This window comes from Pseudomonas sp. OV226 (genome assembly GCF_003148705.1).
Taxonomy (GTDB): domain Bacteria; phylum Pseudomonadota; class Gammaproteobacteria; order Pseudomonadales; family Pseudomonadaceae; genus Aquipseudomonas.
Map to the genome: position 1 here is coordinate 78,338 of NZ_QGGS01000005.1, position 26,599 is coordinate 104,936.

At 60.4% G+C, this 26,599-nt stretch carries 20 protein-coding genes and 3 tRNA genes; all 23 read right to left on the reverse strand.

The features are described from left to right. Nucleotides 1–77: 77 nt before the first annotated feature. Nucleotides 78–1,049, reverse strand: coding sequence for an XdhC family protein (locus tag C7534_RS11645; RefSeq protein ID WP_109785859.1), 972 nt, complete (start codon nt 1,047–1,049; stop codon nt 78–80). 1 nt (nt 1,050) lies between these two features. Further along, on the reverse strand, nt 1,051–2,286 hold the full coding sequence (locus tag C7534_RS11650; RefSeq protein WP_109785860.1) for a c-type cytochrome: 1,236 nt from the start codon (nt 2,284–2,286) through the stop codon (nt 1,051–1,053). Between the two features lie 2 nt (nt 2,287–2,288). Continuing rightward, the gene (locus tag C7534_RS11655) at nt 2,289–2,828 is read right to left on the reverse strand and encodes a (2Fe-2S)-binding protein (protein WP_109785861.1); all 540 of its coding nucleotides are present in this window, start codon (nt 2,826–2,828) and stop codon (nt 2,289–2,291) included. After that, a complete protein-coding gene (locus C7534_RS11660) occupies nt 2,821–5,652 on the reverse strand; it encodes a xanthine dehydrogenase family protein molybdopterin-binding subunit (protein ID WP_109785862.1) in 2,832 nt (943 codons plus the stop codon). Before C7534_RS11660 ends, C7534_RS11655 begins: the two co-directional genes overlap by 8 nt. A 217-nt stretch (nt 5,653–5,869) precedes the next feature. Then, nucleotides 5,870–6,502: an RraA family protein gene (locus tag C7534_RS11665; RefSeq protein ID WP_109785863.1), complete on the reverse strand. Its 633-nt coding sequence runs from the start codon at nt 6,500–6,502 to the stop codon at nt 5,870–5,872. Continuing rightward, nucleotides 6,493–7,275, reverse strand: a complete 783-nt coding sequence (locus C7534_RS11670) for an IucA/IucC family C-terminal-domain containing protein (protein ID WP_109785864.1) — start codon at nt 7,273–7,275, stop codon at nt 6,493–6,495. The genes C7534_RS11665 and C7534_RS11670 overlap by 10 nt, the downstream gene beginning before the upstream one ends. Continuing rightward, nucleotides 7,272–8,063 (reverse strand): ABC transporter ATP-binding protein, encoded by a 792-nt coding sequence (locus C7534_RS11675; protein ID WP_046026871.1) that lies wholly within the window; start codon nt 8,061–8,063, stop codon nt 7,272–7,274. The genes C7534_RS11670 and C7534_RS11675 overlap by 4 nt, the downstream gene beginning before the upstream one ends. 12 nt (nt 8,064–8,075) lie before the next feature. Continuing rightward, a complete protein-coding gene (locus C7534_RS11680) occupies nt 8,076–9,107 on the reverse strand; it encodes a FecCD family ABC transporter permease (protein ID WP_046026872.1) in 1,032 nt (343 codons plus the stop codon). Next, nucleotides 9,100–10,089, reverse strand: a complete 990-nt coding sequence (locus C7534_RS11685) for a FecCD family ABC transporter permease (RefSeq protein ID WP_109785865.1) — start codon at nt 10,087–10,089, stop codon at nt 9,100–9,102. Before C7534_RS11685 ends, C7534_RS11680 begins: the two co-directional genes overlap by 8 nt. Then, on the reverse strand, nt 10,086–11,009 hold the full coding sequence (locus C7534_RS11690; RefSeq protein ID WP_109785866.1) for an ABC transporter substrate-binding protein: 924 nt from the start codon (nt 11,007–11,009) through the stop codon (nt 10,086–10,088). The genes C7534_RS11685 and C7534_RS11690 overlap by 4 nt, the downstream gene beginning before the upstream one ends. Next, nucleotides 10,999–12,846, reverse strand: coding sequence for an IucA/IucC family protein (locus C7534_RS11695; protein ID WP_109785867.1), 1,848 nt, complete (start codon nt 12,844–12,846; stop codon nt 10,999–11,001). The genes C7534_RS11690 and C7534_RS11695 overlap by 11 nt, the downstream gene beginning before the upstream one ends. A gap of 4 nt (nt 12,847–12,850) precedes the next feature. Beyond that, nucleotides 12,851–13,624 (reverse strand): HpcH/HpaI aldolase family protein, encoded by a 774-nt coding sequence (locus C7534_RS11700; protein WP_177412237.1) that lies wholly within the window; start codon nt 13,622–13,624, stop codon nt 12,851–12,853. Continuing rightward, nucleotides 13,618–15,489 carry an IucA/IucC family protein gene (locus tag C7534_RS11705; RefSeq protein ID WP_109785869.1) on the reverse strand — a complete coding sequence of 624 codons (1,872 nt, stop codon included), beginning with the start codon at nt 15,487–15,489 and terminating at the stop codon, nt 13,618–13,620. Before C7534_RS11705 ends, C7534_RS11700 begins: the two co-directional genes overlap by 7 nt. 18 nt (nt 15,490–15,507) lie before the next feature. After that, nucleotides 15,508–16,935 (reverse strand): DHA2 family efflux MFS transporter permease subunit, encoded by a 1,428-nt coding sequence (locus tag C7534_RS11710; protein WP_109785992.1) that lies wholly within the window; start codon nt 16,933–16,935, stop codon nt 15,508–15,510. Next, nucleotides 16,932–18,143 (reverse strand): type III PLP-dependent enzyme, encoded by a 1,212-nt coding sequence (locus C7534_RS11715; protein ID WP_109785870.1) that lies wholly within the window; start codon nt 18,141–18,143, stop codon nt 16,932–16,934. The genes C7534_RS11710 and C7534_RS11715 overlap by 4 nt, the downstream gene beginning before the upstream one ends. Next, nucleotides 18,136–19,917: an IucA/IucC family protein gene (locus C7534_RS11720; protein WP_109785871.1), complete on the reverse strand. Its 1,782-nt coding sequence runs from the start codon at nt 19,915–19,917 to the stop codon at nt 18,136–18,138. The genes C7534_RS11715 and C7534_RS11720 overlap by 8 nt, the downstream gene beginning before the upstream one ends. A 210-nt stretch (nt 19,918–20,127) precedes the next feature. Continuing rightward, nucleotides 20,128–21,504, reverse strand: coding sequence for a diaminobutyrate--2-oxoglutarate transaminase (locus C7534_RS11725; RefSeq protein ID WP_109785872.1), 1,377 nt, complete (start codon nt 21,502–21,504; stop codon nt 20,128–20,130). 360 nt (nt 21,505–21,864) lie between these two features. Then, nucleotides 21,865–24,288, reverse strand: coding sequence for a TonB-dependent receptor (locus C7534_RS11730; RefSeq protein ID WP_077430529.1), 2,424 nt, complete (start codon nt 24,286–24,288; stop codon nt 21,865–21,867). Nucleotides 24,289–24,355: 67 nt separating this feature from the next. Then, nucleotides 24,356–25,306, reverse strand: coding sequence for a FecR domain-containing protein (locus tag C7534_RS11735; protein WP_077430530.1), 951 nt, complete (start codon nt 25,304–25,306; stop codon nt 24,356–24,358). Then, nucleotides 25,303–25,812: a sigma-70 family RNA polymerase sigma factor gene (locus C7534_RS11740; protein ID WP_109785873.1), complete on the reverse strand. Its 510-nt coding sequence runs from the start codon at nt 25,810–25,812 to the stop codon at nt 25,303–25,305. The genes C7534_RS11735 and C7534_RS11740 overlap by 4 nt, the downstream gene beginning before the upstream one ends. Before the next feature lie 399 nt (nt 25,813–26,211). Continuing rightward, nucleotides 26,212–26,288, reverse strand: a tRNA-Asp gene (locus C7534_RS11745). Between the two features lie 92 nt (nt 26,289–26,380). After that, a tRNA-Asp gene (locus C7534_RS11750) sits at nt 26,381–26,457 on the reverse strand. Nucleotides 26,458–26,512: 55 nt separating this feature from the next. Further along, nucleotides 26,513–26,588: transfer RNA gene (locus C7534_RS11755), tRNA-Val, on the reverse strand. Between the last annotated feature and the right edge of the window lie 11 nt (nt 26,589–26,599).

Sequence of the window (26,599 nt, forward strand, 5' to 3'; positions counted from 1 at the left end):
CGGTTTTCCTGTCAGAGATTCATAGCTGACACACCGCTATCGCGAGCAGGCTCACTCCTACAAGAAGAACCGGGGGGTCAGAGTAGATCCCGCGCTATCCCGCTGCGAATCCGCAGGATGTCGGCGAGTACGGCGAGGGCGATTTCAGCGGGGGTTTTGCTGCCCAGGTTCAGGCCGATGGGTGCATGAATCCGCGACAGCTCCAATTCCCCCAAACCACCAATCCGACGCAATCGCTCGAAGCGCTTTTGCGAGGTTTGCATAGACCCCATCACACCGATGTAAAACGCCTCGGTGCGCACCGCTTCCATCATTGCCAGGTCATCGATGCGCGGATCGTGGGTCAACGCCACCACCGCGGTGTCGCTGTGGCAGCCGCCGTCAGCGATGAATACCGAGGGCAGTTGGCGACGAATCTCGACGTTTTCCAGCACCACGCCTTCCAGCACCTCGTCGCGCGGATCACAGAGAATGACTTCGAAACCCAACCCGACGGCAAACTCCGCGCAGGCCTGAGCGACCGAGGAGTACCCCGCCAGCAACAATCGCTGTGCCGCACCAATGCGCACGCGCACCCGATCGATCTCACGCTCGATTCGCACACCCTGCTCGCGATCATCGAACAGACTGCGCGCACCATTGGCCAGATCGATCTCGCGGATCAGTCGACGCTGCCCCAGCAGCGCCGACTCCAGCTCCCGCAGGTGTGCCTGAACCTCGCAATCGGGCTCAAGCTTCTCCACCAGCACGTCGAGCACACCGCCACAGGGCAAACTCACCCGGGAGCGCGGATCGTCGCCCTCGCCATAACGGACGACGCTGACCGCTTCAAGGAACGCCCCTTCGGCGACTCGCTCGAGAAAATCCTCCTCGACACAACCGCCCGACAGCGAACCGATCCATTGCCCGTCGGTGTTCACCGCCAGCAGCGAACCCGGCGCACGAGGCGCCGAGCCGTAGGTGGCAAGCACCGTACAGAGCCAAAGGCGCTTTCCGGTCGTCGACCACTCCAGCGCCCGGCGCACCACTTGCAGGTCGAGATGCTGCATGTCAGTGCGCCTTGTGCTCGAGCGGCGGCGCATCGGCGCGCAACGTCTGCACATCATTGACCGCCAGATCACCAGCCTGACCACCCCACGCTTGACGCAGGTAGTTCAGCAGATCAGTGAGTTGCTCGTGACTGAGCTTCTCGGCAAACCCCGGCATCGGTTGCATGTGTTCGAACCCGGAAAACTTCTGCTCACCAATACCGTCGTCGATCACCCGGACCAGGTTGCGCGGATCTTCCAGGCGCAGCGTGGTGTTGCCCCGCATGGCCACGGCAATGTGCGGCTTGCCTTCGCCACCGACAGCGTGGCAACCGGCGCAGACGTTGAGGTATTCCTGCCGCCCCCGCTGGGCACTTGCCGTGAGTTTGTCCAACGGCATGTCTGTCAGCACTTTCGCCGCCGGTGGTTGATCGCCGAGCAGGAAGGTCGCCATCGCCGCCAGGTCCGGATCTGTCAGGCCCTGGGTGCTGTTGTGAAACACCGGGAACATTTCGTTGAACATCGTGCCCTGGGCGCTCATGCCGTGCTTGAGGAACGAACTCAGGTCCTGATGATTCCAGCCGCGAGCCGCCAGGTCATTGGCCAACAGGCTTGGCGCCAGATAGCCATTGAGCAGGCCGCCCGTCATACGCTTATCTTGCTGCATCGCCCCTGGCAAACCGCGCGGGGTGTGGCATTCGCCGCAGTGGCCGAGCACATCGACCAGATACTGGCCACGCTTGAAGGCTTCACTTTTGCCTTCGGTGGGCGCCAATTTCACGTCCTTGCCGTAAAGCATGTTCCAGCCCACCAGACCGAGGCGCACGTTGAATGGAAAACTCAGGCTGGTGACCGGGGCTGCACGCTCAATCGGCTCGACGGTTTTCAGGTACGCATGAATCGCATCGGAATCTTCACGCGGCATCAAGTGATACGAGGTGTACGGCATCGCCGGATACAGGTTCGCGCCGTCGCGACGCTTGCCTTCGGTGAACGCGGCAAAGAACTCGTCATCGTTGTAAAGGCCGATGCCGTGCTCTTTGCTCGGGGTGATGTTGGTGCCGTAGATCGTACCGAACGGCGAGACAATCGGCAGACCGCCCGCATACGGCGCGCCACCCGGCGCGGTGTGGCAAGCCATGCAGTCGGCAGCGCGGGCGAGGTATTCGCCGTGCTTGACCTGATCTTCCGCGTGGGCCAGCAATACCGGCGCAGCCAGACCAACCGCCAACGCCAGGCGGGAAAGTAGTTGCTTCATGCTTAACCCTCCTTGACCAGGCCGAGATCGGTCAGCACGTTGCGCGTCGCGCTGTAGTAGCGCACGTAGCCGGTGCAGCGGCAGATGTGGTGACCGAGGCTGTCCTCGATGACTTTTTCCAGTTGGCTTTTGACGATGGGCTGACGCTGCAGCTTTTCCACCAACACCGTCGCGGCATTCACAAAACCGGGGGCGCAGTAGCTGCACTGGAAAGCGAATTCATCGACGAAACGCTGCTGGATCGGGTTCAGCTCAGTGACGTTCCCTTCCTCGTCACGTTTCGCATGGCCTTCGATAGTGCGTACTTTTTTGCCTTCGAAGTAATGCGCGCCGGTGATGCAGGTGCGCACTTCTTCGCTGGTGCCGTCCGGGTTGTCGACGATCACCACACAGGCGTGGCAGATGCCCTGACCGCAGCCCAGGCGCGAGCCGGTGAGGTTCTTGTATTCGTGCAAGTAGTCGATCATCGGCAGATCATCAGGGATGTCCACCGGGCCGACGGATTGACCGTTGAGGGTCAGTTGAAGCGGACGGTTAGCCATTGAGGGCCTCCTTGATGCGAGCAGAAGTGATAGGCAGGTCGCGGACCCGTTTACCGATGGCGTGCGCCACGGCGTTACCGATGGCACCGACCACCGGGATCATCACCACTTCGGCAATGCCCTTCGATGGATCGCTCGGCGACAACGGCGGCAGGATTTCAGCTGTCTGCTTCCACACCGCAACGTGGCGCGCCATCGGCAAGCGGTAACGGTTGAAGTTCCAGTCACCCTCCCCCGGTCCGCCTTCGTACAACGGCATCTCTTCCATCAACGCATGGCCGATGCCCATGGCGATCCCGCCTTCGATCTGGCCCCTGACCAGTTCTTCCACCAGCACCCGACCGCACTCGACCCACGAGTGATGATCGAGCACCTGCACTTCGGCCGAGCCCTTGTTCACTTTCACTTCCACCAGCGTCGCCACCGGGCTGTAGTAAGTTACGGCCGCGTTGTTCAACTGAGTGTCCGGGTAATGCACATTCTGGCGATCCAGCAGGTGGAAACCGGCGCTGTTCATTTGCGCCTTTTTCACGCTTGGAGCGCCGTCGCCATACTTGACAGCCAGGGCGTCGAGCGGCAGACGCTCACGCACGCCGTCGATGCTGAACTCGGCCTCGGCCCAGCTCCAGCGGTTGAAACCGTGCACGGTCGCGCCAGTGACCAAACCCTTCTCATGAGCGTGCTTGGCCAATTGCTCAAAGCCCAACGGCTGCATGCCGTTGGCGGTGAGTTTGCCGTCAACCCAATGCGCATCTTCGCGACGCACCACATAAGGGTTGGCCGAACCGCCGTAAGGGCCCTGACTCCAGATCTGCAACGCCGCCGGCCACAAACCGTGGTTGAACAGCACGCGTGCCGCTTCACGGGTGGCGTGGCTGAAGTAGTACGCAGAGTTGGTCGCCGACGACGCCGAGGCAATCTTGCCGACCCAGCGCGGATTACGCAGCAAACTGTCCTGCTCGGCCTGACTCATGATGTACGGGTTGCCGCCGCTGATGAGCTGCAACTCCTTCCATTCGGTCTCGCCGGTCTTCACTTCAGTCGCCGCGATGCCGAGGAAATCGGCCACGACCAAGGCTTGAGAAGTGGACATGCCCGTGCCGATTTCGATACCGATGTGGCGCAAGGTGATATGCCCTTGCGCGGTGAATTCGATACTGGCCATCGGCGCTTCGGAACCGGTGCCGAAGTCTTTCTGGCAGATGGCAAAACCCACGCCATACCAGTTATCCGGATCCTGCGCTTCGCGCTGCTTTTTGATCGCGTCGCGGTTTTTCCAGACTTCGTGAACGGCGGCCTTGTCGAGAATCTCGTGCAAGCGCAAGGCACCCGCCGGCACCGCGCCCTGGGTGTTTTTCATGCCCGAGACCATGGCGTTTTTCTTGCGCAGGTCGATGGCATCGATGCCGAGGCGATCGGCAATTTCGTCGACCATCATCTCGGTGGACGCCATGCTTTGCAGGGTGCCGTAGCCACGCATCGAACCGGCTTCAACGGCGCGAGAATGGTAGGCCGTGACCTGCAAATCGTTCTGCGGCATGTAGTAGATCGACTGCGCCGCCGTGGCGCCAACCGCCGCCACCGATGGGCTGTAGTTGACTCGCCCGCCGCCGTCGACGCTCATCTCGGCGCGGAAAATCTTGAAGCTGTGATCGGTCTTGTCCACCGCCAATTGATAGCGGATATCGAACGGGTGACGCTTGATGCCGCTCTGGAACTGCTCATAGCGATCGTTGGCCAGGCGCACCGGCACACCCGCGCCGTACAACGCCGCGAGGGCCGCGTAGTAGACGAAAATGTTGTGGTCCTTGGAACCGTAGCCGACGGTGTAGCCTGGGTGCATGTTCAAGTGCGCCAGACCGAAGCGAGACGGCGCGATCATCTTCGCGGTTTCGGTCGCGGTTTCCAGCGGGCATTGAGTGGCGACAACGAAATGCAGGGTCTTGGTCGCCGGGTCGTACCAACCGTTGCCGTTGTCCGGCTCCATCGCGGCGGGTTCGATCGATGGGGTTTTGTAGCGCTCGTCGAACACCAGCCAGTTGTCCGGCGGCGTGTCGATCTGCTGTTTCATGCGATCAGCGTAGAACAACCCGCGCTCGGTCAGGTTGCCGTGCAGGTTCGGTTGAGAATTCCACACCGGGCGACGGTTTTTCAGCATCGGAAACAGGATCGAGTCCTTGAGGCTGGCGAATTCGTCTTCGTCTGCCGAGGTCTTGCCGCCCACACGCACGTAGCGGAAGCTGCCGTAGGGATCGCCTTCGTAGAACGGCACTTGGGCGCCGTAGCGAATCGCTTTGTCATTGAATTTGAGTTTGGCCTTGGCCTGGCGAAAACGCTCGAAGTCGTTCCAGATCAGGATCGCCACCGGATGACCGATGAACATCGGCACCTTGCCTTCCGGCAGCAGCGGATCAGGCGCGTGATCTTCCGGAAAGGCGATACCGTCTTTCTCCAGGTCGGCGGCGGTGACGATGCGGTCGGGCTGCAATTCGGCGCCAAGCCACGACAGGTCCATGCCCGCGTAGATGCGGTCGGCCTTGATGGTTTTCAGCAGCATGGCGTGGCCTTGTTGCTGTGGCCAGCCCGGCATGTCCTTGGCGCGGATGTCGCGGGCAAAGACTTTGCTGCCGCAGACCTTCGACAAGGCATCGTTACGCGTGCGTGCCTTGCCGTTGTTGCCGAGCCATTGCTCGGAGGGCACGGTCACGCTGTTTTCCATCAAGGCTGCCAGCGCCTGGCTGCTCAGTGGCGTGAGCGTCACGCTCACACCCGCTACCAGCCCGCCCTGAAGGAACGAGCGCCGGGATATATCACGATTGGACATGGATCATCCTCTGGGCGGTTATGGGCCCGCCCTTCTGGTTATGTACTGGAAATCTCGAGTCTAGCGGAAGCCCTTTTTGACGATTCAAAGGGCTGAGTTTGACAGCGCAAAGCTGACCGAAAGGTTAAGTTTATAGACTAATGCCATTGCGGCAAACAAAAAACTGACCGGCGAATCAAAAAACCGCGACTGTTCGACGCAGCAAATCGATGATGCCTTAGGACAGGCGGGCGTCCAGTCTGAGCAGGAACTCCGCGCGGCGGCGTTGATCGGTTTCTTCCTTGGTGATTAATTCGGGCAGCAGTTCGGCCGCTCGCCGGGCATCGAGAATGTAGACGCCGTCATCGTCGCCAATGACCAAGTCCCCTGGCTGCACCCGAACCTCGCCCACCTGGATCGGCTGATTGACTTCACCCTCGGCGCCAATACCCCGAGTGGTGAACGCACTGACGTCGCGACAAAACACCGGCAACCCATGAAGACGCAAGGCGCCGACATCAGTAACCGCGCCCGATACCACCACCCCGGCCAGTCCCTTGATCAAGCCGGCCAAGGTCCGAAGCTCGCCCCAGCAGCCGCACTCTGCGTCGCCCACACATTCGATCACCAGCACGTCGCCGGGCTCACTCAGCAGCAACGCTTCACGCAAAATGCTGCCGTCCGGTGGGAAAACTTTGACGGTGACCACATTGCCGACCATGCGGATATCGTTGAACAGCGGCTTGATTCCCCGCAGAAAGCCGCGGTCGGAAAAATGGCCTATCGTGGACGACGGGATTGCCCGGTACTGGTCGATCAACTCTGGACTGACGAGCTGCTGGCGAGGGCTTATCTGGTAACTCATCGGCATTTCCCCGGACGTAGCAATGGGCAGGTCGAGCAGTATTCAGCGGGCTCGGTGGCCAGGTAGTAAAAGCAGCAGGTTCGGCGAAAGCGAATGCTGCGCTGCCCGTCGTCCACCAGCGTCGGTGGTCGGCGGAAGTGGCTCAGCGGGTTGTAGTCGAGGCCGAACAGTGCGGGATCGGCTTGGGTCAGCAGCCACTGGAAGTCCGCTTCATAACGCGCCCGTATCGATGGATCGTCGATTTTCGCCATGCGTTTTTCATACAGCGAATAAACGCGCACGGCGGTGTTTTCCCAGAGGATGCGTCGGGAAACACCGGTGACCCGATTGAAGGTGTGCCACAACGGCTTCAGCAGTCCCGCGAACAGTCCCTGCACCAAGGCTTCCCTCCAGGCATCGCGTTCATTGATCCCATACGTCAGCGGCTGGCCGTGATGCAGCGGCATCGAAGACGTCCACAACCCGTCATCGTGACCGTATTCAATCACCGTGTTGTCGAGCGTCAGCAACAACCCTTTGTCATACACCGACATCGCATACAAGCAGGCGCCGGTCGCCAGGAAGGACAAGCGCTTGCCCAGCAGCGAGGCCGTGATCGCCCGGGTGGGCGAGCCAATCACCGGACCCAGGGCGTCCAGCAGTTGCTCGCACACGTCCTCCTGCAACAAATCCCGGGCCAGCAACGAGCGCAACGGGTCGCGCTCGTCGCCGCCCTTGAGCCGCAAGCCTGCGGACAACACCGCCCACTCCGGCGCCGTGAAATGTCGCGCCAGACTCATTGCGGCAACTCCCGGCCAAACGGAATGCACAGCGGCGTCCCGAAGAACGGATCGGGAATGATCCGGCAATTGAGGTCGAACACGGTTTTGACCAGCGCCTCGGTCAGCACTTCGTCGGGCCGGCCTTGGGCAAACGCGGTCTGGTTGTGCACCGCCACCATATGGTCGGCATAACGACAGGCCAGATTGAGGTCGTGCAGCACCATGATGATGGTTTTGTTTTCCAGCCGATTGAGGTCGCGCAGCAGGTCCAGCACTTCGATCTGGTGCGCCAGATCGAGAAAGGTGGTGGGCTCGTCGAGCAGCACGATGCCGGTGTCCTGGGCCAGGGTCATGGCGATCCACGCACGCTGGCGTTGCCCGCCGGACAACGCGTCCACCGGTCGATCCGCCAGGGCCTGCAGACTGGTTTGCGCCAGCGCGCGGTTGACCATGGCTTCGTCTTGCGCCGACCACTGTTGCATCCAGCTCTGATACGGGTAACGCCCCAGCGCCACCAACTGCCGGACGGTGATGCCCTCCGGCGCGCTGGGGGTCTGGGGCAAAATGGCCAACTCCCGGGCCACGGCAGCCGTGGACTTTTGCTGAATATCCACACCGTTGAGAATCACCGAACCCTGCTGCGGTTTCAGCAGTCGGGCGAAGGATTTGAGCAAGGTGCTTTTGCCGCAGCCGTTGCTGCCAATCAGTACCGAAATCTTGCCCTGGGGCAGTTGCATGTCCAGCGCGTCAATAATCACCTGGCGCTGATAACTCAGGGTCAGGCCGCGACTTGCAATCGACGTCATACGTTGAATTCCTTAATGACGTTGTTTAATCAACAAATAGAGAAAAAAGGGTGTGCCCAGCACGGCGACAAAAATGCCGGCCGGCAGATCCAGCGGCAAAAACAGCACACGCCCGGCAAGGTCGGCCAGCACCACTAGGTTCGCCCCGACGAGCGCCGCCATCACCGCCTGACCGCCGAAACCCGGGGCCACCAGACGCTTGGCAATGTGTGGCGCAATCAACCCGACAAATGCAATCGCCCCGCCCCAGGCAATCGCTGCCCCAGCCAAGGCCACGCTCACCAGCAACAAACCGGCGCGCAACCACTGCACGCGAACGCCAATGCCCTGGGCCAGGTTGTCGTCCAGTTGTTGCACCATCACCTGCCGGGCCAGCAGCACCAGCAGCGGGCAAATGCCCAACAACCAGCGACCCAGCGCCAGCGGTTCCGGCCAACTGGCGCCGTACACGCTGCCGGTCAGCCAGACATAAGCCGACAGGGTCGTGGTCAGCGGGCTGAAGACCAGAATGAAGGTGGTCGCCGCCGTCAACATCGCGCAGACGCCGACGCCAATCAACACCAGTCGCAGCGGTGAAGCGCCCTGTTTCCAGGCCAATAGATAGATCGCCAATGCCGCCAGCCCCGCGCCGAGCATCGCCGCCAGCGGCAGATATTGTTGGCCCAGCGCCACGGAGAAAAACGACAAATACAGCACCGCCGCCGCACTGGCGCCACTGGTGATACCCAGCAGGTCAGGGGACGCCAGCGGGTTGCGGATGATGCTCTGCAGAATCAGCCCCGACACCGACAGCGCCGCCCCCACCAACGCTGCCAACAGCATGCGTGGAAAGCGCAGTTGCTCGACGATGAACGTCAGGCTGGCGTCCTGGCTCGACAGCAAAATTCGCAGCACCTCCAGCGGCGACAGCATGACTTTGCCCAGTGACAGCGAACCGAGCATGATCAGCACCGTCACCATCAACGCCGCCAGTAACCGCCACAACGTGATGACGTTGATCCGCCGGGAAAACCCGCTGCGCCGCCAGGTCAGGACCTTATCCATAACGACCTCCACGTCGGGCCAACAGAATAAAAAACGGTGCGCCGAACAACGCCGTCATCACGCCCACCGGCACTTCCTGAGGCAGGATCAACACCCGCGACAAGGTGTCCGCCAGCAATAGAACAATCGCGCCGAGCAGCGCACACCCCGGCAGCAACCAGCGATGATCGATGGACAACCCCTTGCGCACCATGTGCGGCACCAGCAAACCGATAAACCCGATGCTGCCCGCCAATGCCACGGCACTGCCCGCCAGGCAGACCACCAGCACGCTCATCAATAGCCGGATCAAACCGGTTCGCTGGCCCAGGCCGGTGGCAATCTCCTCGCCTGCGTTGAGCACGTTGACCTGCCCCGCCAGCAACATCGCGCCGAACAGTCCGAGTACGCCACACAGCAGCAATGGCGCGGCGACCGACAGGCTGCGCTCCGTCAACGATCCCGCCAGCCAGAACAGCACGGTGTCCAGCCCATCCTGATTGACCACCAGCAACGCCTGGCTGAAGGCAGAGAACAAAGCCGCCATCGCCGCACCCGCCAGCACAATGCGCAGCGGGCTGAGACTGCCCTGGCCCATGTTGCCGATCAGCCACACCAGACAACCGGCCACGGCCGCGCCCATGAACGCGCACCACAGCCAGGCATCCGGGGACGACAGGGAAAACAGCGAGGAACCCAGAATGATAAAAAACGTCGCGCCGGCATTGATCCCGAACAACCCGGGAGACGCCAGCGGATTGCGCGTCAACGCCTGCATCAAGGCCCCCGCCACTGCCAGGCTCGCGCCCACGGCCACTGCCATCAAGGTGCGCGACAGGCGCGTAGTGGTCACCAGCACATGACTGACGCTCAGCGGATCGGGATGCGCAAACGCCGCCACAATCTGCGACAACGGAATCCAGGTCGCGCCGACCGCCAGGCTCAGCACGCCACTCATCAGCAACACGACACCGGCAATCCACAACTTCAAACCATTGCTCATGAGGCCGCGTCCGCCGTGACCAGCCGCGCAACGTCATCGAGCATCAGGTTCGCCCCCAAAATCCCCCCGGACAGGTTCCAGGTCACCCCGTCGACCCGCCACACTTGCCCCTGTTGTGGCGCACGCATTTGCTGCCACAGCGGATGCTGCACCAGGTGTTCATAGTTTCGCTGCACTGCCGGCTTCTCCGCGCGCATGAAGACAAAGAAAATGTCGGCATTCACCACCGCCAGGCTCTCCTTGCTGGTGAGTTTGATAGATGTCCCACTCGCTGCCCGACTGGCCTCACTCCAGTCGAAACCTAGCTCGGTGATCACCGAACCTGGAAAGCTGGCCGGCAAATAACTGCGGATATGGTCTTCACGGACATCCAGAATCGACACCGTGGGCGGCCAGCGCCCGGCAAACTTCTTCTGCAGTTGTTGGCGCAGTTGTGCCGTGCGCAGCTGCCAGCGGGCCAACACTTCGTCGGCCTGCTGCTGGCGGTGCAAGGCGACGCCCATCAATGCCAGGGTCTTTTTGAACTCGAACACTTCCTCCACCATCACTACCGGGGCGATCTGCTTGAGCAACGGTGCGATGCGTTCATGGCGAAAGCGCGAGGCGAAGATCACGTCCGGCTTCAGCAGCGCGATGTCCTCAAGACTGGGCTGGGTTTCCAGCCCGACATGGGGCGCCGGCTCCAGCGTCGAACGCAGATAGCGATAGGTCGGCTTTTCGCTCCAGGAATCGACGATGCCGCACGGTGTGATGCCCAACGCCACGGCGCTGTCGGTGGCGCCCTGAAAAAGGGTGATCACCCGCAGCGGCGCGGCGTCGGCCTGGGCCCACGCCGATGGGGTAAACCTGAGTGCAAGCACGCCCAACGACAGGCGCAGCAGCGTGCGCCTGGAGGGATGGCAATGAAGGTCAGGCTTCACGATGCAACCGGTGGAAAGGGTTCACCACCTGGCCTTTACCGAACGGCATGCTGCCGGGACCGCCCGCCCGCTCGATCATTGGCGTGAGCAGCAGTTTCTGTGGCCAGTGAGGGGCTTCGAACAATTGCTGCTTGATCATCGCCCGGGCTTCAGTGTCGAACTCGATAGTGTCAATCAACTCGTTCAGCACTTCGCCCATCGCCGTCCACAAGGTACTGGCCGGCAGCGAGTAAACCTGCGCCAGCGTATCGATGATCGCCCGGAAGTTGACCTGGATCCCCAGTGTCTGCAACCAGAACAACAGGTCTTCGGGACGCTCGTGATACAGCGTGTTGGCGTGCCCTTTCTTGAGCCGGTACGCCGGATCGGCCAGGCCATTGCGTTCCAGCCACGGCACGTAAATGCGCAACGAATCGTGATCGCGCAGCAACAGCCCTTGGGCGTAGCCGGCCTTCCAGACCAGCACCGCGTTCTGCCCGTGAACTTCACCGAGCATGCCGATGCGGAACATCCGCAGGTTGATCTCGAAGAAGCTGTGGCACAACTCGCGGAACAGCGTCATCACCGACGCGGTGTTGGCCGGCAGTTGACGGTAGCCCATCCAGTCATCGAAAAAGTGCTGGTTGTTGCCGGGCAATGGCGTGCCGAGGGCCGCCATGGGCACCAGTCGGGTGTCCGCCTCTTCGAGCAGCGCCGAAGGATAACTGCGAACCATGGCCGCCAGATGACGCGGCGCTTCGTCGAACAGTGTCGCGTGCGGCGGCATGAACGCCCACCACTTGGTTTCATCGCACAGGTGCAGGGACTGTTGCAGCGTCTGATCCTTGCCCAGTGCCCGGCGCAACAGCGCTTCACTCAAACCGCCGTTGATCATTTTCACCGCAGGCAGGTAACGCGAGGCACCCAGCGAATAGATCGCCATCGGTAACTTCAGGTAATCAGCGCTGTTGAAGCAGGGGGTCATCGAACGCAACGATGAGGTGGCGAAGAAATCGCCGTCGGTGAATTTCAGTCGCTGGCAGTCGCCCTTGGCGAAAGCATCGCCGAGTTGCGCCTCCAGTACATGGTCGAACTGCCATGGGTGCACCGGCAGTGCGATGTGGCTCTGGGCGATACCCCGTTGTAGCAGTTCTTTTTGCAGGTCGGCCTGCAACGCCGGCGGCAACAGGTAGCGGGCGGGATAGCTCTGCTCCAGGTCCACCACACCGTCGCCGCATTGCAGCAGCGCGCGGTCGATCGCGACCCAGTTCAGCGCCACTGGCTGGGCGAACTCCGCTTGATACTGCTGATATTCCGCGTCATCCAAACCTTGCTTGGCTTTGGCCAGTGGATGGTAAGGACGATCACGCAGCGAAGCCCACTGTTCCATGGTCAGGAAAAAATCCGCGTTACTTTTTTCCAGCAAGCGCTGGCTGTCGACCCGATGGGCCAATGACATTTCAGTTTGGCGAACGCTGGTGCGCAACACATCAAGGAACAGCGCAAAGCCCTTTTCATTGTCCTCGTAGCGATCGGTCATCCCGGCCAACACTTGGGTCATGAACGCTTCAGGCGACAGTTCTGTCAGTTGCCCATCCTGTCGAGCCAATACCGGCGTACCCGGCACTTTTTCCCATTGCTGAGTAATGCCGGGGCGCAGTGCCACGACGATCGAGGCCTGCGGCGCACTGTGCCATTCCCAGATGCGCTGCTCGGCGCTCAATCCGCTGAACGGCTGATCGACCGATGACGAGGGCGCCATCAGGTTCAGCGGTTCGGTCCCGAAAAAATGTTCGGCCAGCAAGCAATCGACCAGATCTTGCATCACCCTGTCGGCGGCCATCGTGGTGAAGTTCATCGGATTATTTTCCTTCTGCTGAAGTGGCGGCCAATCTGGCCTGAAGGGCACGAAAAGCGATGCCACGCTCGTCACCCAAAACAAAACTTTTTACGCCCCGGCTCAACCACCGTTCGTGGTCGCCCGGTTGGCGTGGAATCGCGCAATACGGCACGCCCACGGCACGAGTTGCTTGCCAAACGGCGAGCAACGCTTGCTGCACCTCGGGCCGGTCGATCTGCCAGGGCAGGCCCATCGATTGCGATAAATCGGCAGCGCCTTCGAGAATCATGTCGAGGCCGGGAACGGCGGCAATCTCTGCGGCGCGCCGCACACCTTCGGCGCTTTCGATCATCGCCACGATCATGATTTGCTCGTTGGCCAGCTCGATGTAGTTCGCCAGGCTGTGTTTACCAAACGCGCCGGGGCGCCCGGCATTTAGGCTGCGAGTGCCCTGCGGGTGGTATTTGCAGGCGCGGATGCTCTGGGCCAAAGGCTCGGGGGCTTCGATCATCGGCAACACGATGCCCTGGGCACCCCCATCGAGCAGGCGCAGCAGGGTTTTCGGGTTGAGGTCCGCGACCCGCACCAACGGCGTGATCGCGTAGCTCTCGGCGGTGCGAATCATGTTCTCCACGGTTTCGGGATTGATCAGCACGTGTTCCATATCGATGATCACGAAATCGAAACCGGCTTCGGCAATCAACTCGATGGCCGCCGGTGCCGGAATCGAACTGATCAACCCATACACCGGCGCACCCGCCGTGAGTTTCTGCTTGAGCAGGTTGGTCCTCAGCATGATTGCGGCCGGAAGGCATGCAGCGGATTCGGCACTGATTTGAAACGACGTTCGCCATCGCCCAGCAAGCGACGCTTGGTCAGTTCTTCGACTTCATAGAACGGCGCGAACACATCAAACGTTTCATAACGCACACGGTGTTGCGGGTGTTCGGCCTGGTAAGCCGAGATCACTTCGGCGGTCATCTGCCAGAACAGGGCTTCCTCCAGTTGATAGTGCTGATGCAGGAAGATCGCCATCTCGGCCAGGCAGATGAAGAAGAACGAATCACAGGAGAAATCCCGTACCGCATCCACGTCATCGGTGAGGATGAACGAGTTGCGGTTGAGCTTGGCGTGGCTGGCTGGCAGCGGTACCAGGGTCGGGCACAGCTCGGGGCGCCCGAGATGCTCGGGTGAATAGCGCACACCGTCGTGGAAATCTTTCAGGGCAATACGCTGCGGCCAGCCCTGCTTGACGATCAGGACGATATTCTGACCGTGGGACTCCATGCCGATGCCTTCGGCGTAGAGCATGTGAATGATCGGCGACACCGCGACCTGCAACAGTTGGCGGGTCCAGGCATGCAGCCCGTATTGTGTGATCCAGGCATCGATGAACGGGATCTGTTCACCGCTGCCGTAGCGGTTGTCCACAGAACTCAGGCCATTGAACGGCACCGCTTGCTCATCTTCCTGCAGGTATTGATGGATGCTTTCGCGCCACAGAGTGCCCATCGTGCCGTAGGCCTGGGACATGCGCGTGGCCGGCAGGTGCTCGTAGTCAAAACTGACGCCGACCACCTCGCCGAGAATCACAAAACCCAGGTCGCGCGCCGTGCTGTCACTGCGGATCAACTGGTGCAGCCAGTCAGTGATGATCGGGCCGTTCATCACGGTGTGCCGGGCCAGAATGCGCGTGCTGGACGTGTTGGTCATGCTCAACGCGAGCTTGACGTAAGGCCGCTGTTTTTCAGTGACATTGGCCAAGGTGCGGATCGACTGCTGAGCCTGGTAGCGATCATCGGTGGTGCCCAGATAGATCACCTCTCCGCTGACCAGCTCTGGGTAAAACACCGGGACAATGACGTTTTCCCACTGCCACGGGTGCACCGGCATCAGCCAGTAATCGCCCAGCGACTTGCCTTGATCGATGAGGTTTTCGGCGAGTTGCTGCCAGCGTTGCAGGCCAAATTCCTGCTGGATGAATTCGTCGAAATCCAAGTGCCGCGAGACGTTCATCGCCCCACAGGATTTGGCCACCGCCAGCCAGACAATCGCGACGGGCGCGGCAAATTCCGGCCCATAGCTGGCGTTGTCCTTGAGCGAGAAACCGATGCGCGATTTGTAGCAAGGGTGATAGCTATGGGCGTCCATGAAGTGCTGTTCCAGCGCATCGACATCCAGTTGATGGGATGGCTGGGCCGCCTGATAACCCTGACTGCGCGATTGCAGGTCCTTGAGCAGCGTCTGTTCCAGTTCATGGGTGAAGCGTGGCAGGTGCGGGCTGTCCTGAAGATCGACCAGCAATTCGGCCAGCGCTTGATGCAGGCGCACACGGCTGTGTTCGCCCGAAGCATTGACGCGTTCAAGGGTGGCGTAATCAAGGCGGATCAGTTCGAAGCTGGCGCTCAGCAAGCCTGTGCAGTGGTATTCCACCGGTTGTTGCTGTGCATCGAGGCCGCTGACGACAAACCGGCATTGGCTGCCGTTCAATGGAGAATGGCGGTAAGGCAGCACGTTTTCATACAGCAGGGTTTGCAGCAATTGACCGACCACCCGCTGTTCCACTTGTTGGTAGTGCCGTGTGTCAGCGCTCGCCAGCCAGACGCCTGGCGCGTGATCTTGAGCCTGATGGGTTGCCTGAGAAGAGGTCGCCATTGTCATACCTTGTCGATTAGATAATTAACGTTGTTCGAGGGCCGAGGGCAGTGCCTCGACCGGCTCGTCGGATGCGTGAACGGGAAAACGCCAGGCGCAGGGCAGCGCCAACAGAACCAGGATGCCGGTGGCCATGAACACTTCGCTGACCGCCCCAGAGGTGCTCGCCTGTTGAATCCCGGCCCCGGTCTCGGCGGCCAGACGAAACTCCAGCCAGAGCGACGCGATGACGATGGCCAATGACGACACCAGTCGACGGGAAATGTTGTTCATCGCCGCGCCCTGGGTCACCATCGGTTCAGGCAACGCGTTGAGCCCGGCGGTGGTAACGGGGATGTAGGACAGACCGATCCCGGCGCCGCGAACCATCATCAGGAAAAACACCACACCGATGGAGGCGCCAGCGCCGAGCATGCCCAGGCCCAGCGTCGACGCACCGGTCAGCAGCAACCCCCAGAACACCACGCCCCGCGGCCCATGCCGATCCAGCCAGCGACCTCCGATATGCCCGAACAGGCTGGCAAACAACGCTGTGCACAACAGCGACAGGCCAGTCCAGATCGGGCTGTAGCCCATCACCACTTGCACCAGCAGCGGCAGCAATACGAGGCACTCGAACATCCCGACCGATTGCACCACCGCGATAATCACGCTCAAGCGATAACCGCGCAGCGCGAAGATGCGCAGGTTCAACAGGGGTGAAGTCCGGTTCAGTTCCAGCCGTACGAACGCGACCAGGCACACGATCGCCACCAGCAACATGCCGAGGTTGAGCGGGTCAGTCAGGGCTTCGGCGTGACGTAGACGACCCACCGCAATCATCAGCAAGCCAATGCCCGCCGCAATCAGCAGATAACCCGCGAGGTCGAACGGTTGGCGCTCGGACGGTTCAGAAGCCGGCAGCACCGCCACGCCGAGGATCAGCGCCACCAAACCGATCGGCACGTTCATCAGGAACAGCGAACGCCAACTGAACCACTCCAGCATCAGGCTGCCGCATAGCGGCCCCAACGCCGGCGCCAGCATGACCGCCGCGCCCCACAAACCAGTGACCCGACCCCGCTCGCCTTTGGCGTACACCGAGAAAATGATCGCCAACGACAACGGGATCATCAGCCCGCTGGCAATGCCTTGCACCACGCGAGCCGTGATCACCAATGCGATGGAGTCGGCCAGCGCGCCCATCAGCGAACCGCAGACAAATAACGCCACACCCCACAGGTAGAGACGCTTGCGCCCCACCCGCTGGCTGAGAAAACTGGTGAGCGGCATGGTCATGCCCATGCTCACCATGAACGCGGCCACGATCCAGGTGGCCAACAGCGGTCCGATATCGAAGGCACTCATGAAGGCCGGCAACGCCGGGTTGAGCGAGCTGTTGTTCAGGCTGACGGTCAAGGTGCCCAACAGCACATTGACCACTACCAGCCAGCGCGGCACTGCAAACGTCAATCCCAAGGTGCGACTCCTGCCGCTTGCACAAACACTTGCGGCGGTCGCGGATGGCAGAGGAAGTCCGCATGGGAAATGTTGTAGCCGTAAGCCCCGGCCAACGGCAGCACCAGCATGTCGCCGACTTCGACGCCGGTCAGCGGGCATTCGCGACTCAGCACATCCTTGGGCGTACAGAGTTGCCCGACCACGGTCCACGCCTGCGCCAACGCACCCGATGTTGCCGGGTGCCTGGGCAGATGAATGACCGGGTGATCGTGCCCCTGTGCCACTGGCAAGCGAAACTGATGTGTGCCGCCGCGACAAACCAGGAAGTGCTTGCCATGACTGGTTTTGGTGTCCAGCACTTCAATGGCGTAGTAACCGCAGAAAGCACTGATGAAACGGCCGGGTTCAAAGCGCACGATCGGCGCATCGACACACGTCGCCAGGGACCGGCCCAGATGCGCGCACAAACGCTGCCAGTCGAACTGCTGCGGGCCGAGGTAATTGACCCCGATGCCACCGCCCACATTCAGATGGGTAATCGTCGCCGGGTCGGCGGACAGCGCCTTCCATTGCGGCCAGCGTTCCAGGTACAGGTCGAGCAGTTGTTCGTGACGCTCCACTTGCGACTGATGGGACATCGCATGGACATGGAAACCCTTGAGCCGCAGATGGCTGGCGCTGTCGACCCAGCTAACGGCCTGGGCCAATGCCGACTCGTCAATCCCGAACGGCGTAGCCGTGCCAGCCATCGCCAGTTTGCTCGACAGGGGTGACGGCAGTTGCGGGTTGATGCGCAGCAACACGTCCTGCACTCGCCCCGCTTCCCGTGCCAGCCGTTGCAGGCGGACGATTTCATTCAGGCTTTCGATGTGAACTGCTTCGACCTGATGTTGCAGGGCCAAACGCAGATCGGAATCCAGTTTGCCGGGGCCGGAAAAGATAAACGGCTTGATGGCCGGGCAAGCCTGGAGTCGATCGATCTCGCCGCCAGACGAAATTTCGAAACCGTGCACCAGCGGCGCTACGGCGGTGAGAATTTGCGGGTCGCTGTTGGCCTTGATCGCGTAGTAAAGCTCCACACCTTCAGGCAGTGCCGCCATCACCTGGGTCACGTGCTGTTTCAGTGCGTCCAGGTCATAGATGAACAGCGCCAACGGGTCTTCGTGTCGCGTGCGGGCTTCGCCGATGGCGGCCAAAACCGCGGCTGGCAGCTTACCCATGAGTGGCCTCCTTACCCCACGGGCACACCAGACTGACGTAGCTGGCCTGACGATCCGCCTTGGCCGCCAGACGGACTTTCAAGTTGGTTTTGCAAGCAATCGGCTGACCGGCGATCAGCGCATCCAGCTCCGGCGCAGCGCGGGACAATTCGGCGCGGATACTGATCAATTGCTGCTCCACCCGCTGCCACATCAGCGGCGCCAGGTGCGCACGCTCCCAACTCAGGGCCAGCACCGCCTCGGACAAGTTGTTGACGAACAGGCAGTAGACGATGCGATTCCAACCCTGCTGGCGGGAATACAGCAGCGACTCACGCACCCGAGGATGAATGTCGGCATCGATCCGGGAAGCACCCAGTTCCTCAGTCAGTTTCACCCCTTCAAAATCCCGCAGCAGCAGGCGCTGCGGGCGACCGTTGTCATGCACCAGCACGCTGTTCTGCAAATGCGGCTCCATGACGATGCCATGGTTGAAGAACAGCGACAGCACCGGCCTCAGCAGCAGCGCCTGATAGTCGTCAAACCAGCTCAACAGCTGCTGGTCATCGATGTCGTTACCCTTGAAGCGACTCAGGAACTCATGCACCAACGGCCGCAAATGCAGGCCCCGGGCGAACAGTGTGCCGGCCATGATGCTGCAGTCAGTGCCGGTGTCGAGGCAGAAATTCTCCCGCAGGATCGCGCCGGTCTGCTCGCGGAACCAGTGTGTATCAGCTTCGCTGGACTGCTGCGGTGCCCAGCTCAACAGGCCCGGTTCGCCCACCACCGACAACCCGCCGAGCGTCTCGGGCTGGGTCAGTTGCAGGTTGCGGAAGACACGGTCGATCATCAGCGCGCTTTCCAGCTCATACCAGGCGTTTTTCCTGACGCAATTGGTGATGCGCACATTCAGCGAACCCTTGATAAAGAACTCATGCCCCTCGATGTACCAAGTGCGGATCGATGCAGTGGGATTGGCCATCAGGCCAGTGGCGCCCAGATCGACGATGGCCGCGGATTTCAGCAAGCGCTGCACCCGGCCGTCCTGCATGAACAACTGCGCCTGTACCGGGTGCATGCTCATCACTGCATACCCCGGCCGTGCTTGCGCCTGATCGGCAAAACCCGCCAGTACCTGGGCTTTGCTCAAGCCGTTGGCCCCGACACTCAACCCTTCCAGCGGCACCTCGAACAGGTGCAACGGCGTGCGGGCCTGGAACTCAGGGGCGTAGGTTTCCTGGGCCAGATGAGCGGGCCACAGCCGCGCTTTCGGTGCCGGGTGGTTCGGATGACCAAACCACAATCCTTGCTCGCTGGCCAGGTAGCTGCTGAGCGGGTCCGAGTCCTTGGGTGTGTTGTGGCCAACAATGGCCGCGGTCAGCAACTGGCTTTGCAACACCTGATCCAGCAACTCGTCGTTGCTGGCGCGGGTCATGTGTTCGCACGCCGCGAGCAACTGCTCGACGAACTCGCCGAATCCAAGGCACGACCATTCGCCCTCATCGCGCCGGGCATAAACGTCCGACAGGTAACGGTGGCTGCCCAGCCCATCACGGCGGTCCACCATCACAAAAAACTGCTGCTGATTGGGCAGCTTGATGGTCAGGGGAATGCCCTTCCATTTCAGGCCCTCAAGGTAACTGCCCGGGGCGATGCCCTGCATCTGCGTCGGCCAGCTATAACTGACGCAGTTTTCCGGCAAGGCGAACTCTTTGATCAAACAGTTAAGCAGCGCGCACGTTGTCGCCAACTCACTGACCATATTCGGTAACACATTGCGATTTGGATGATTCATGGGTGCTCCACAGTAGCCCGCGAGGTCACTGAATACGTTATGTCGCGAAAAATTAGTGACTGATCGACTTAATTAAAAGTCGACGAATCCCCACACAGCGACTTCACTTCGCTAAGCCTTTTAAAAAACTGGATGACGATAAAAGTGACTTACGCCAACATCATCAAACTGCAACTCGAGGAATTAACCATTCAGCGTCGATTGATTCATTCAAGGGCGCAACTGCAATAACGCAGCGGCCACAGCGTTATCAAAACGCTGTATCACTTGTTGGCATTGTTCATCGTCGATAATCAATGGCGGCAACAAGCGGATGACATTGCCCTTGCGCCCACCGCGCTCCAGTAACAGACCTTGCTTGAAGCACTGCTGCTGGATGGCCACGGCCAGCGCCGGGTCCGTCGGGAAATGCCCGTGGCGATCAGCCGGCTCGCGCTCGTCGACGATCTCGATGCCCAGCATCAGGCCACGACCGCGCACCTGGCCAAGGGCCGGATAGTGCGTTTGCAACTCGATCAGCCGATCCTTGAGCCACTGGCCACGGCGCTCGGCCTGAGCGGCGACGTGTTGCTGCTGCAACACCTGCAACGTGGCCAGCCCGGCAGCCATGGCCATCTGATTGCCGCGGAAGGTGCCAGCGTGATTACCTGGCTCCCAGGCGTCGAACTCACGACGAATGCCCAGCACCGCCATAGGCAAACCGCCACCGAGCGCTTTGGACATGACGATCAGGTCCGGCTCGATCTCGGCGTGCTCGAAGGCAAACATCTTGCCGGTGCGGGCGAAACCGGTCTGCACTTCGTCGAGGATCAGCAGGATGCCGTGCTTGCGCGTCACCTCGCGGATCGCCCGCAGCCAGTTCACTGGAGCACAGTTGACCCCACCTTCCCCCTGCACCGCTTCAAGAATGACTGCCGCCGGCAACGACACGCCACTTTCGACGTCTTCGATGAACTGGGTGAAATAGTGGGTCAAGGCCTCTACCCCGGGCTCACCGCCAATGCCCAACGGGCAACGGTATTCGTGAGGGTACGGCATGAACTGCACCCCGGGCATCAGGCTGGCAATGGCATTTTTCGGTGCGGTATTGCCGGTCAGGGCCAGGGCGCCATGGGTCATGCCATGGTAGGCCCCCGAGAAACTGATGATGTTATTGCGCCCGGTGTGGGTCTTGGCCAGTTTCAGTGCGGCCTCCACCGCGTCCGCCCCGGACGGCCCGCAAAATTGCAGGCAGTAATCGCGGCCCTGGTTTGGCAACAGGCTGAGCAGGGTTTCGCAAAAGGCGTCCTTGACTACCGTGGTCAGGTCCAGGGTATGCATCGGCAGGCCCGAGGCAAGGAAGCTGTCGAGGCTGGCCATGACGGCCGGGTGATTGTGCCCCAAAGCCAAAGTGCCGGCGCCGGCCAGGCAGTCGAGGTACGTTTTACCCTCGACGTCAGTCACCCAGACTCCATGCGCCTTGGCAATTGCCAGCGGCAACTTGCGCGGGTAACTGCGCACATTGGATTCAAACTTGCTTTGTCGAGCCAGATAGTCGGCATTGGTTTTTTGCAAAGGGTTAGAGTGCAATACGCCATCATTCAACATCGGTTTATCCTCGATAAGTTTCGATATGCAAATTATTCTCATTTGCAAATTAACGCAACTACTTGCTCGCCATTTTTTGAAAACTTACATAGCTTGCCAGTCAGCTATTAAAATCGCTCGCGCACACAAAATCCCAAGTTATAAAAACCTGAGAAACGATCATTAGTGCCATTATCCGGCCATGCTTTTATTATAAAAATGACAACTTTTTAATACCCTGCAACAGGCGCTAACTTGTAGAAAAGTATCGCAATGGGTCATTCACATCAGATGGGCGAGCATTTCTTTCTCTGCAGGAATCAATTCATGAACACAACCCGGCGGCGCCCTTCCCTGTGGCGCAGCGCGCGGTTGATCGACTCAGAAGTCGACGGTCGCTGAAAGGAGGTAGGTACGTGGGGTCGCGAGCGTCAATCCCGGCTCGCTGTCATCCGAGGCCCCGGCAGAACTCCAGTAGCGCTTGTCGGCCACGTTCTCGACATTGGCACGCAGGGTGATGTTCTTTTCTTCGACCTTGAAGGCGTAGCGCGCGCCGACGTCGATGCGCGTCCAGGCATCGATTTCCTTGTCATTGGACTGGTCCAGATACTGCGAACTGGAATAGATACTGCGGCTGGTCAGGGTCAGGCCTTGCACGCTCGGTACATCCCACTCGGCGCCCAGGCTGACGTTGTATTCCGGCGTGGCAGGAGCGCGGTTGCCGTCAAAGGTGCCGTTGGCGGTATTGGTCAATTCGCTGTCGATGTACATGACGCCACCGAGCAGGCGGAAACCTTTGAGCGGCTCACCGAACACACTGACTTCCACACCGTTGTTTTCGCGTTTGCCGTTCGGGCCGAACACTCGCGTTATGGCGTTGGTCTCATAGGCCGGCTGCTTGATCCGGAACACTGCAGTGGTGATAGCGAACGCACCCGCGTCGTACTTGGCACCGACCTCGACCTGCCGACTGATGAACGGCGGGAAGATCTCGTCCTCGTTGACCGAGGTCGACGGCGCAATCTTGCCTTGGCTCAAGCCTTCCATGTAGTTGGCATACAGCGACAGTTTATCGGTTGCCTTGAACAGGATGCCGCCCGACGGAGAAACCTTTTCTTCATCATAGGCCGTGTCGCCTTTGACATCATCCGACCAGTCGTCAACCTGCACTCGCTGCCAGCGGGCGCCGAGGGTCAGTAGCACTCGATCATCGAAGAAACCCAACGTGTCGGATAACGCCATGCTGCTAAAGCGGTTCTCGGTATACACCTTCGGATCGAATCGCGTGGGGGTGATCGGCGTCCGTGTTTGCACGGGGTTGTAGATATTGCTGGGGGCAGCGGCATAACGGGCGCCGCCATTTTCAAAGTCCATGTAGAAATAGCTGGCAGCCAGATTCACTTCATGGCTCACCGGGCCGGTATGGAACCAGTTGCGCACCCCGGCATTGGCCGTCCGGACATTTTCGTCACGGGTGAAGTCACGTGGCAGAACGCTGAAATCACCTGCGTTGTTGGTGACCGATACGGCGTGTCGGAGAAAATCATGATCACTCCTGCGCGCGCCCACACCGCCATACAGCATGACGGAGTCGCTGACATCGAATTCGCCGGTCACCGTCCCGAAGGTATCCCTGGTACGCGCCTTGCTCCATGGCTGCGCGTAGTTGCTGCGAACCTCGCTTGCATGCGGAACCTGCGCCTTGGCGCCCACCTGCACACGCTCCTGCGGGGCGTCGGTATCACGCTCGGTATGCCCGACGTCCGTCGCAAGTCGCAGGCGTTCACCGCGAAAATCCAGGCCCAGCACGGCCATGTCACGGTCGACACTCTGATGATCCCACTCGGTGTCGCCGGACTGCTTCACGCCGTTGAAGCGAACGCCGAACATGTCACCTTCACCAAAGCGCCGGCCGACATCCACAGCCCCGCCGACCTGGTTGTTGGAGGCATAGTTGGTGGTGAACGACGTAATGGGTGCATCGGTGGCGCGTTTGGGCACCACGTTGATCCCACCACCCACGCTACCCCGCGGCGAGATGCCGTTGATGAGCTGGCTCGGACCTTTGAGGATGTCGACGCGGTCGGCCATTTCCATATCGATCGTGTAAGTCGGCAAGACGCCGTAGAGACCGTTGTAGGAGACATCACTATTGAACAGGCTAAGCCCGCGAATGGTGAACTGCTCATACCGCCCACCCGCCGGGTTGGTGGCGCGAACCGAGGGATCGCTGGCGATAAGGTCACCCAAGGTACGAGCCTGCAGGTTTTTGACCGTTTCACTGGTGTAGGTGGTCTCGCTGAACGGCGTTTCCATGAAGTCTTTGGAGCCCAGCAAGCCTTGCGACCCAAGGCGCGCGACCTGCCCGCCAGCATACGGATCACCGTGCGCCGTGTCCGCAGCAGCGAAAATAGAGGTAGCGCCCAGTTGCAGGCCGCTGCCCGTTGGCGCCGGGGTCAGCATGTACGCCTGTTCACCCACCGGCTGCAGTTGCAGACCGGAACCCTGTAGCAACTGGGTGAAGCCCTCCTCCACCGCGAAGTCGCCGGAAAGACCAGGGCTGGTGCGCCCCCTCACCAGTGCCGGGTCCACCGACAGATTGACCCCGGCCAGCCCCGCGAAACGGGTCAACGCCGCGCCGAGGCTACCGGCCGGCACCTGATAGCTGCGGCGCGGCGCGTCTTCGGCCCAACCGGCAGTGATAAACAATGGACAGGCACTCAGACTCAACAACAGACTCAAGTGCAACAAGGGGCGCAACCGGGACGGAGCCAGACGCGTACTACAAGGCATCACTACAGGCATTGAGAATCTCTCTGATTTAGTTTCACTTGCCTTGAATGACAAGCGGCGCGAAAAAAGGGGACACGCTTTAAACATTATTTTTGCGCGCCACCAGCGTTACCCAGTAACGCGTACGCGAATGCACCTCCAGCGGCAGGCTGGCCGCTAGCAGCGCGAGGATGCGATCGGTGTCTTCCAGGCGAAAACTGCCAGTGATGCGCAGCGATTCCAGTTCTGGCTCCCAACGCAATACGCCTGGACGATAGGTACTGAGTTCGCGCAAAAAATCCCCCAAGGGTTGGTTCTGCGCCATCAGCACACCGTCACGCCAGCCTGGGGCCAGCACGTCGAATGGCTCCACAGCGCCGGCACCCGCCGCTTGAAGGCTGACTTGCTGGCCGCCGCGCAATGAAAAGACCGGCCCGCGCAGGGGCTGTAACTGCACGGTGCCTTTAAGTACTGACACCTTGTAGCCCGCCTGCCCCTGACGAACGCACACTTCGCTCTGACCGACGACCACTTGCCCGAAGCGCGTGAGGATCGTCAGCGGCGAAGTCCCGGGTACATTCAGTGCGATTTCGCCTTCCACCAGTTTCAGACGCCGGTTCTTCAGGTCGATATCGACGGCGCTGGCGGTATTCAACTGCAGAGAGCTGCCATCAGCCAACTGAACTTTTTTGCTTTCCCCAGTGACGGTCCGCAGGTCGGCACTCCAGACATCCAGGGGCAATTGCTGACTGATCAGCCACGCGGCCGGCACCAAAGCTACCGCCCCGACGGCGCGCTTGAGCACTGTACGTCGACTGGTTTGCGGCCGGTCCAGACTGGCCATGGCGAGGGCCGATGGCAGTTCTGCAAAGCGTTGGCGCAAGAGTTGCGCTTTCTGCCAGGCCTGTTCGTGACTGGAATGGCTGTCGCGCCAGCTCTGCAGCTGTGCCCGGTCCCGCTCATTGGCGCAGCCGGATTCCATAAGGGCCAGCCATTGCGCGGCGGCCCGCACGACTTGTCGGGCTTGAGCCGAAGGTGCCGAACCGTTCACAGCTCCACCAACAGGCAATGTTCGTAGGCTTGAGCCATGTAGCGCTTGATCGTGCGCTCCGAGACTTGCAATCGCTCGGCAATTTCTTGATAACCCAGGCCTTCCAACTGGCTCCAGAGAAACGCCCGCCTTACCGGCCGCGGCAATCCATCGAGCAATTCATCCAGGGCTTGCAGGGTTTCCAACAGCATCCAGCGCTGCTCAGGGGACGGCACGCAGTCCTCAGGGAGTAATGCCAAAGCAGACAAATAGGCTTGCTCCAGGCTGCGACGCTTGTAGAAGTTGGTCAGCAGCCGCTTGCCGACGGTCGCCAGGTAGGCGCGAGGTTCTTGCAGATCGGCGATGCGTTGGGAGCTGGCAAGCAACCGCACGAAGGTATCCTGACTCAGATCTGCCGCATCGCTGCCGTTACTCATGCGTCGTCTCAACCAGCCTTCGAGCCAGCCACGGTGGTCGCGGTACAGGTCGTGGAAGGTTTGCTCCGGCGGCGTAGCTACATCACTCATCTAAAGAAACCCTGCGCGAAGAAATATTCTAAATGAGATTAATTCTAATTTGTGTTGAGGCGTCACACCAAGTCCTTTGTGCAAATTGCATCGAGTAAATGCTTGAATTGTTTAGTGACGGAGAGGTAATTCGGCCGCGCAGGTGCCGATTCATTGGGGCGGCGGATTAAAAAAAGGGGGGGAGAGATTTTCGAGAGGGATCGGAGCTCACTGAGCGCTCGCGCTTGGCCGGCAGATGCGGATCCATGAGGATGACGGGAAGGAGACAAAGCCAAATCGCAGACACAAAAAACCCCGGTCTTTCGACCAGGGTCTTTGCTATCGACTCGAAGCAGTCACTGGCTTTACCAGCATCTTTCTTCGTAGCTTCAAGGCGTTCAGTGGGCCTTGAAGCAGATATGGCGCAGCGGACGGGACTCGAACCCGCGACCCCCGGCGTGACAGGCCGGTATTCTAACCGACTGAACTACCGCTGCGTATCGCTTTGGACTTTCGCCCAAGTAACTCCTCTGATTGAAAACTCAGTAGCTTTTCAATCTCGAACCAGATAAATCTGACTCGGAAAATATGGCGCAGCGGACGGGACTCGAACCCGCGACCCCCGGCGTGACAGGCCGGTATTCTAACCGACTGAACTACCGCTGCGCGTCGGTGGAGGCTTTTTACAGCTTCCATCTTGCTTTCGCAAGACTCTCGGAAGTGGTGGGTGATGACGGGATCGAACCGCCGACATTCTGCTTGTAAGGCAGACGCTCTCCCAGCTGAGCTAATCACCCGTTTGCATCTC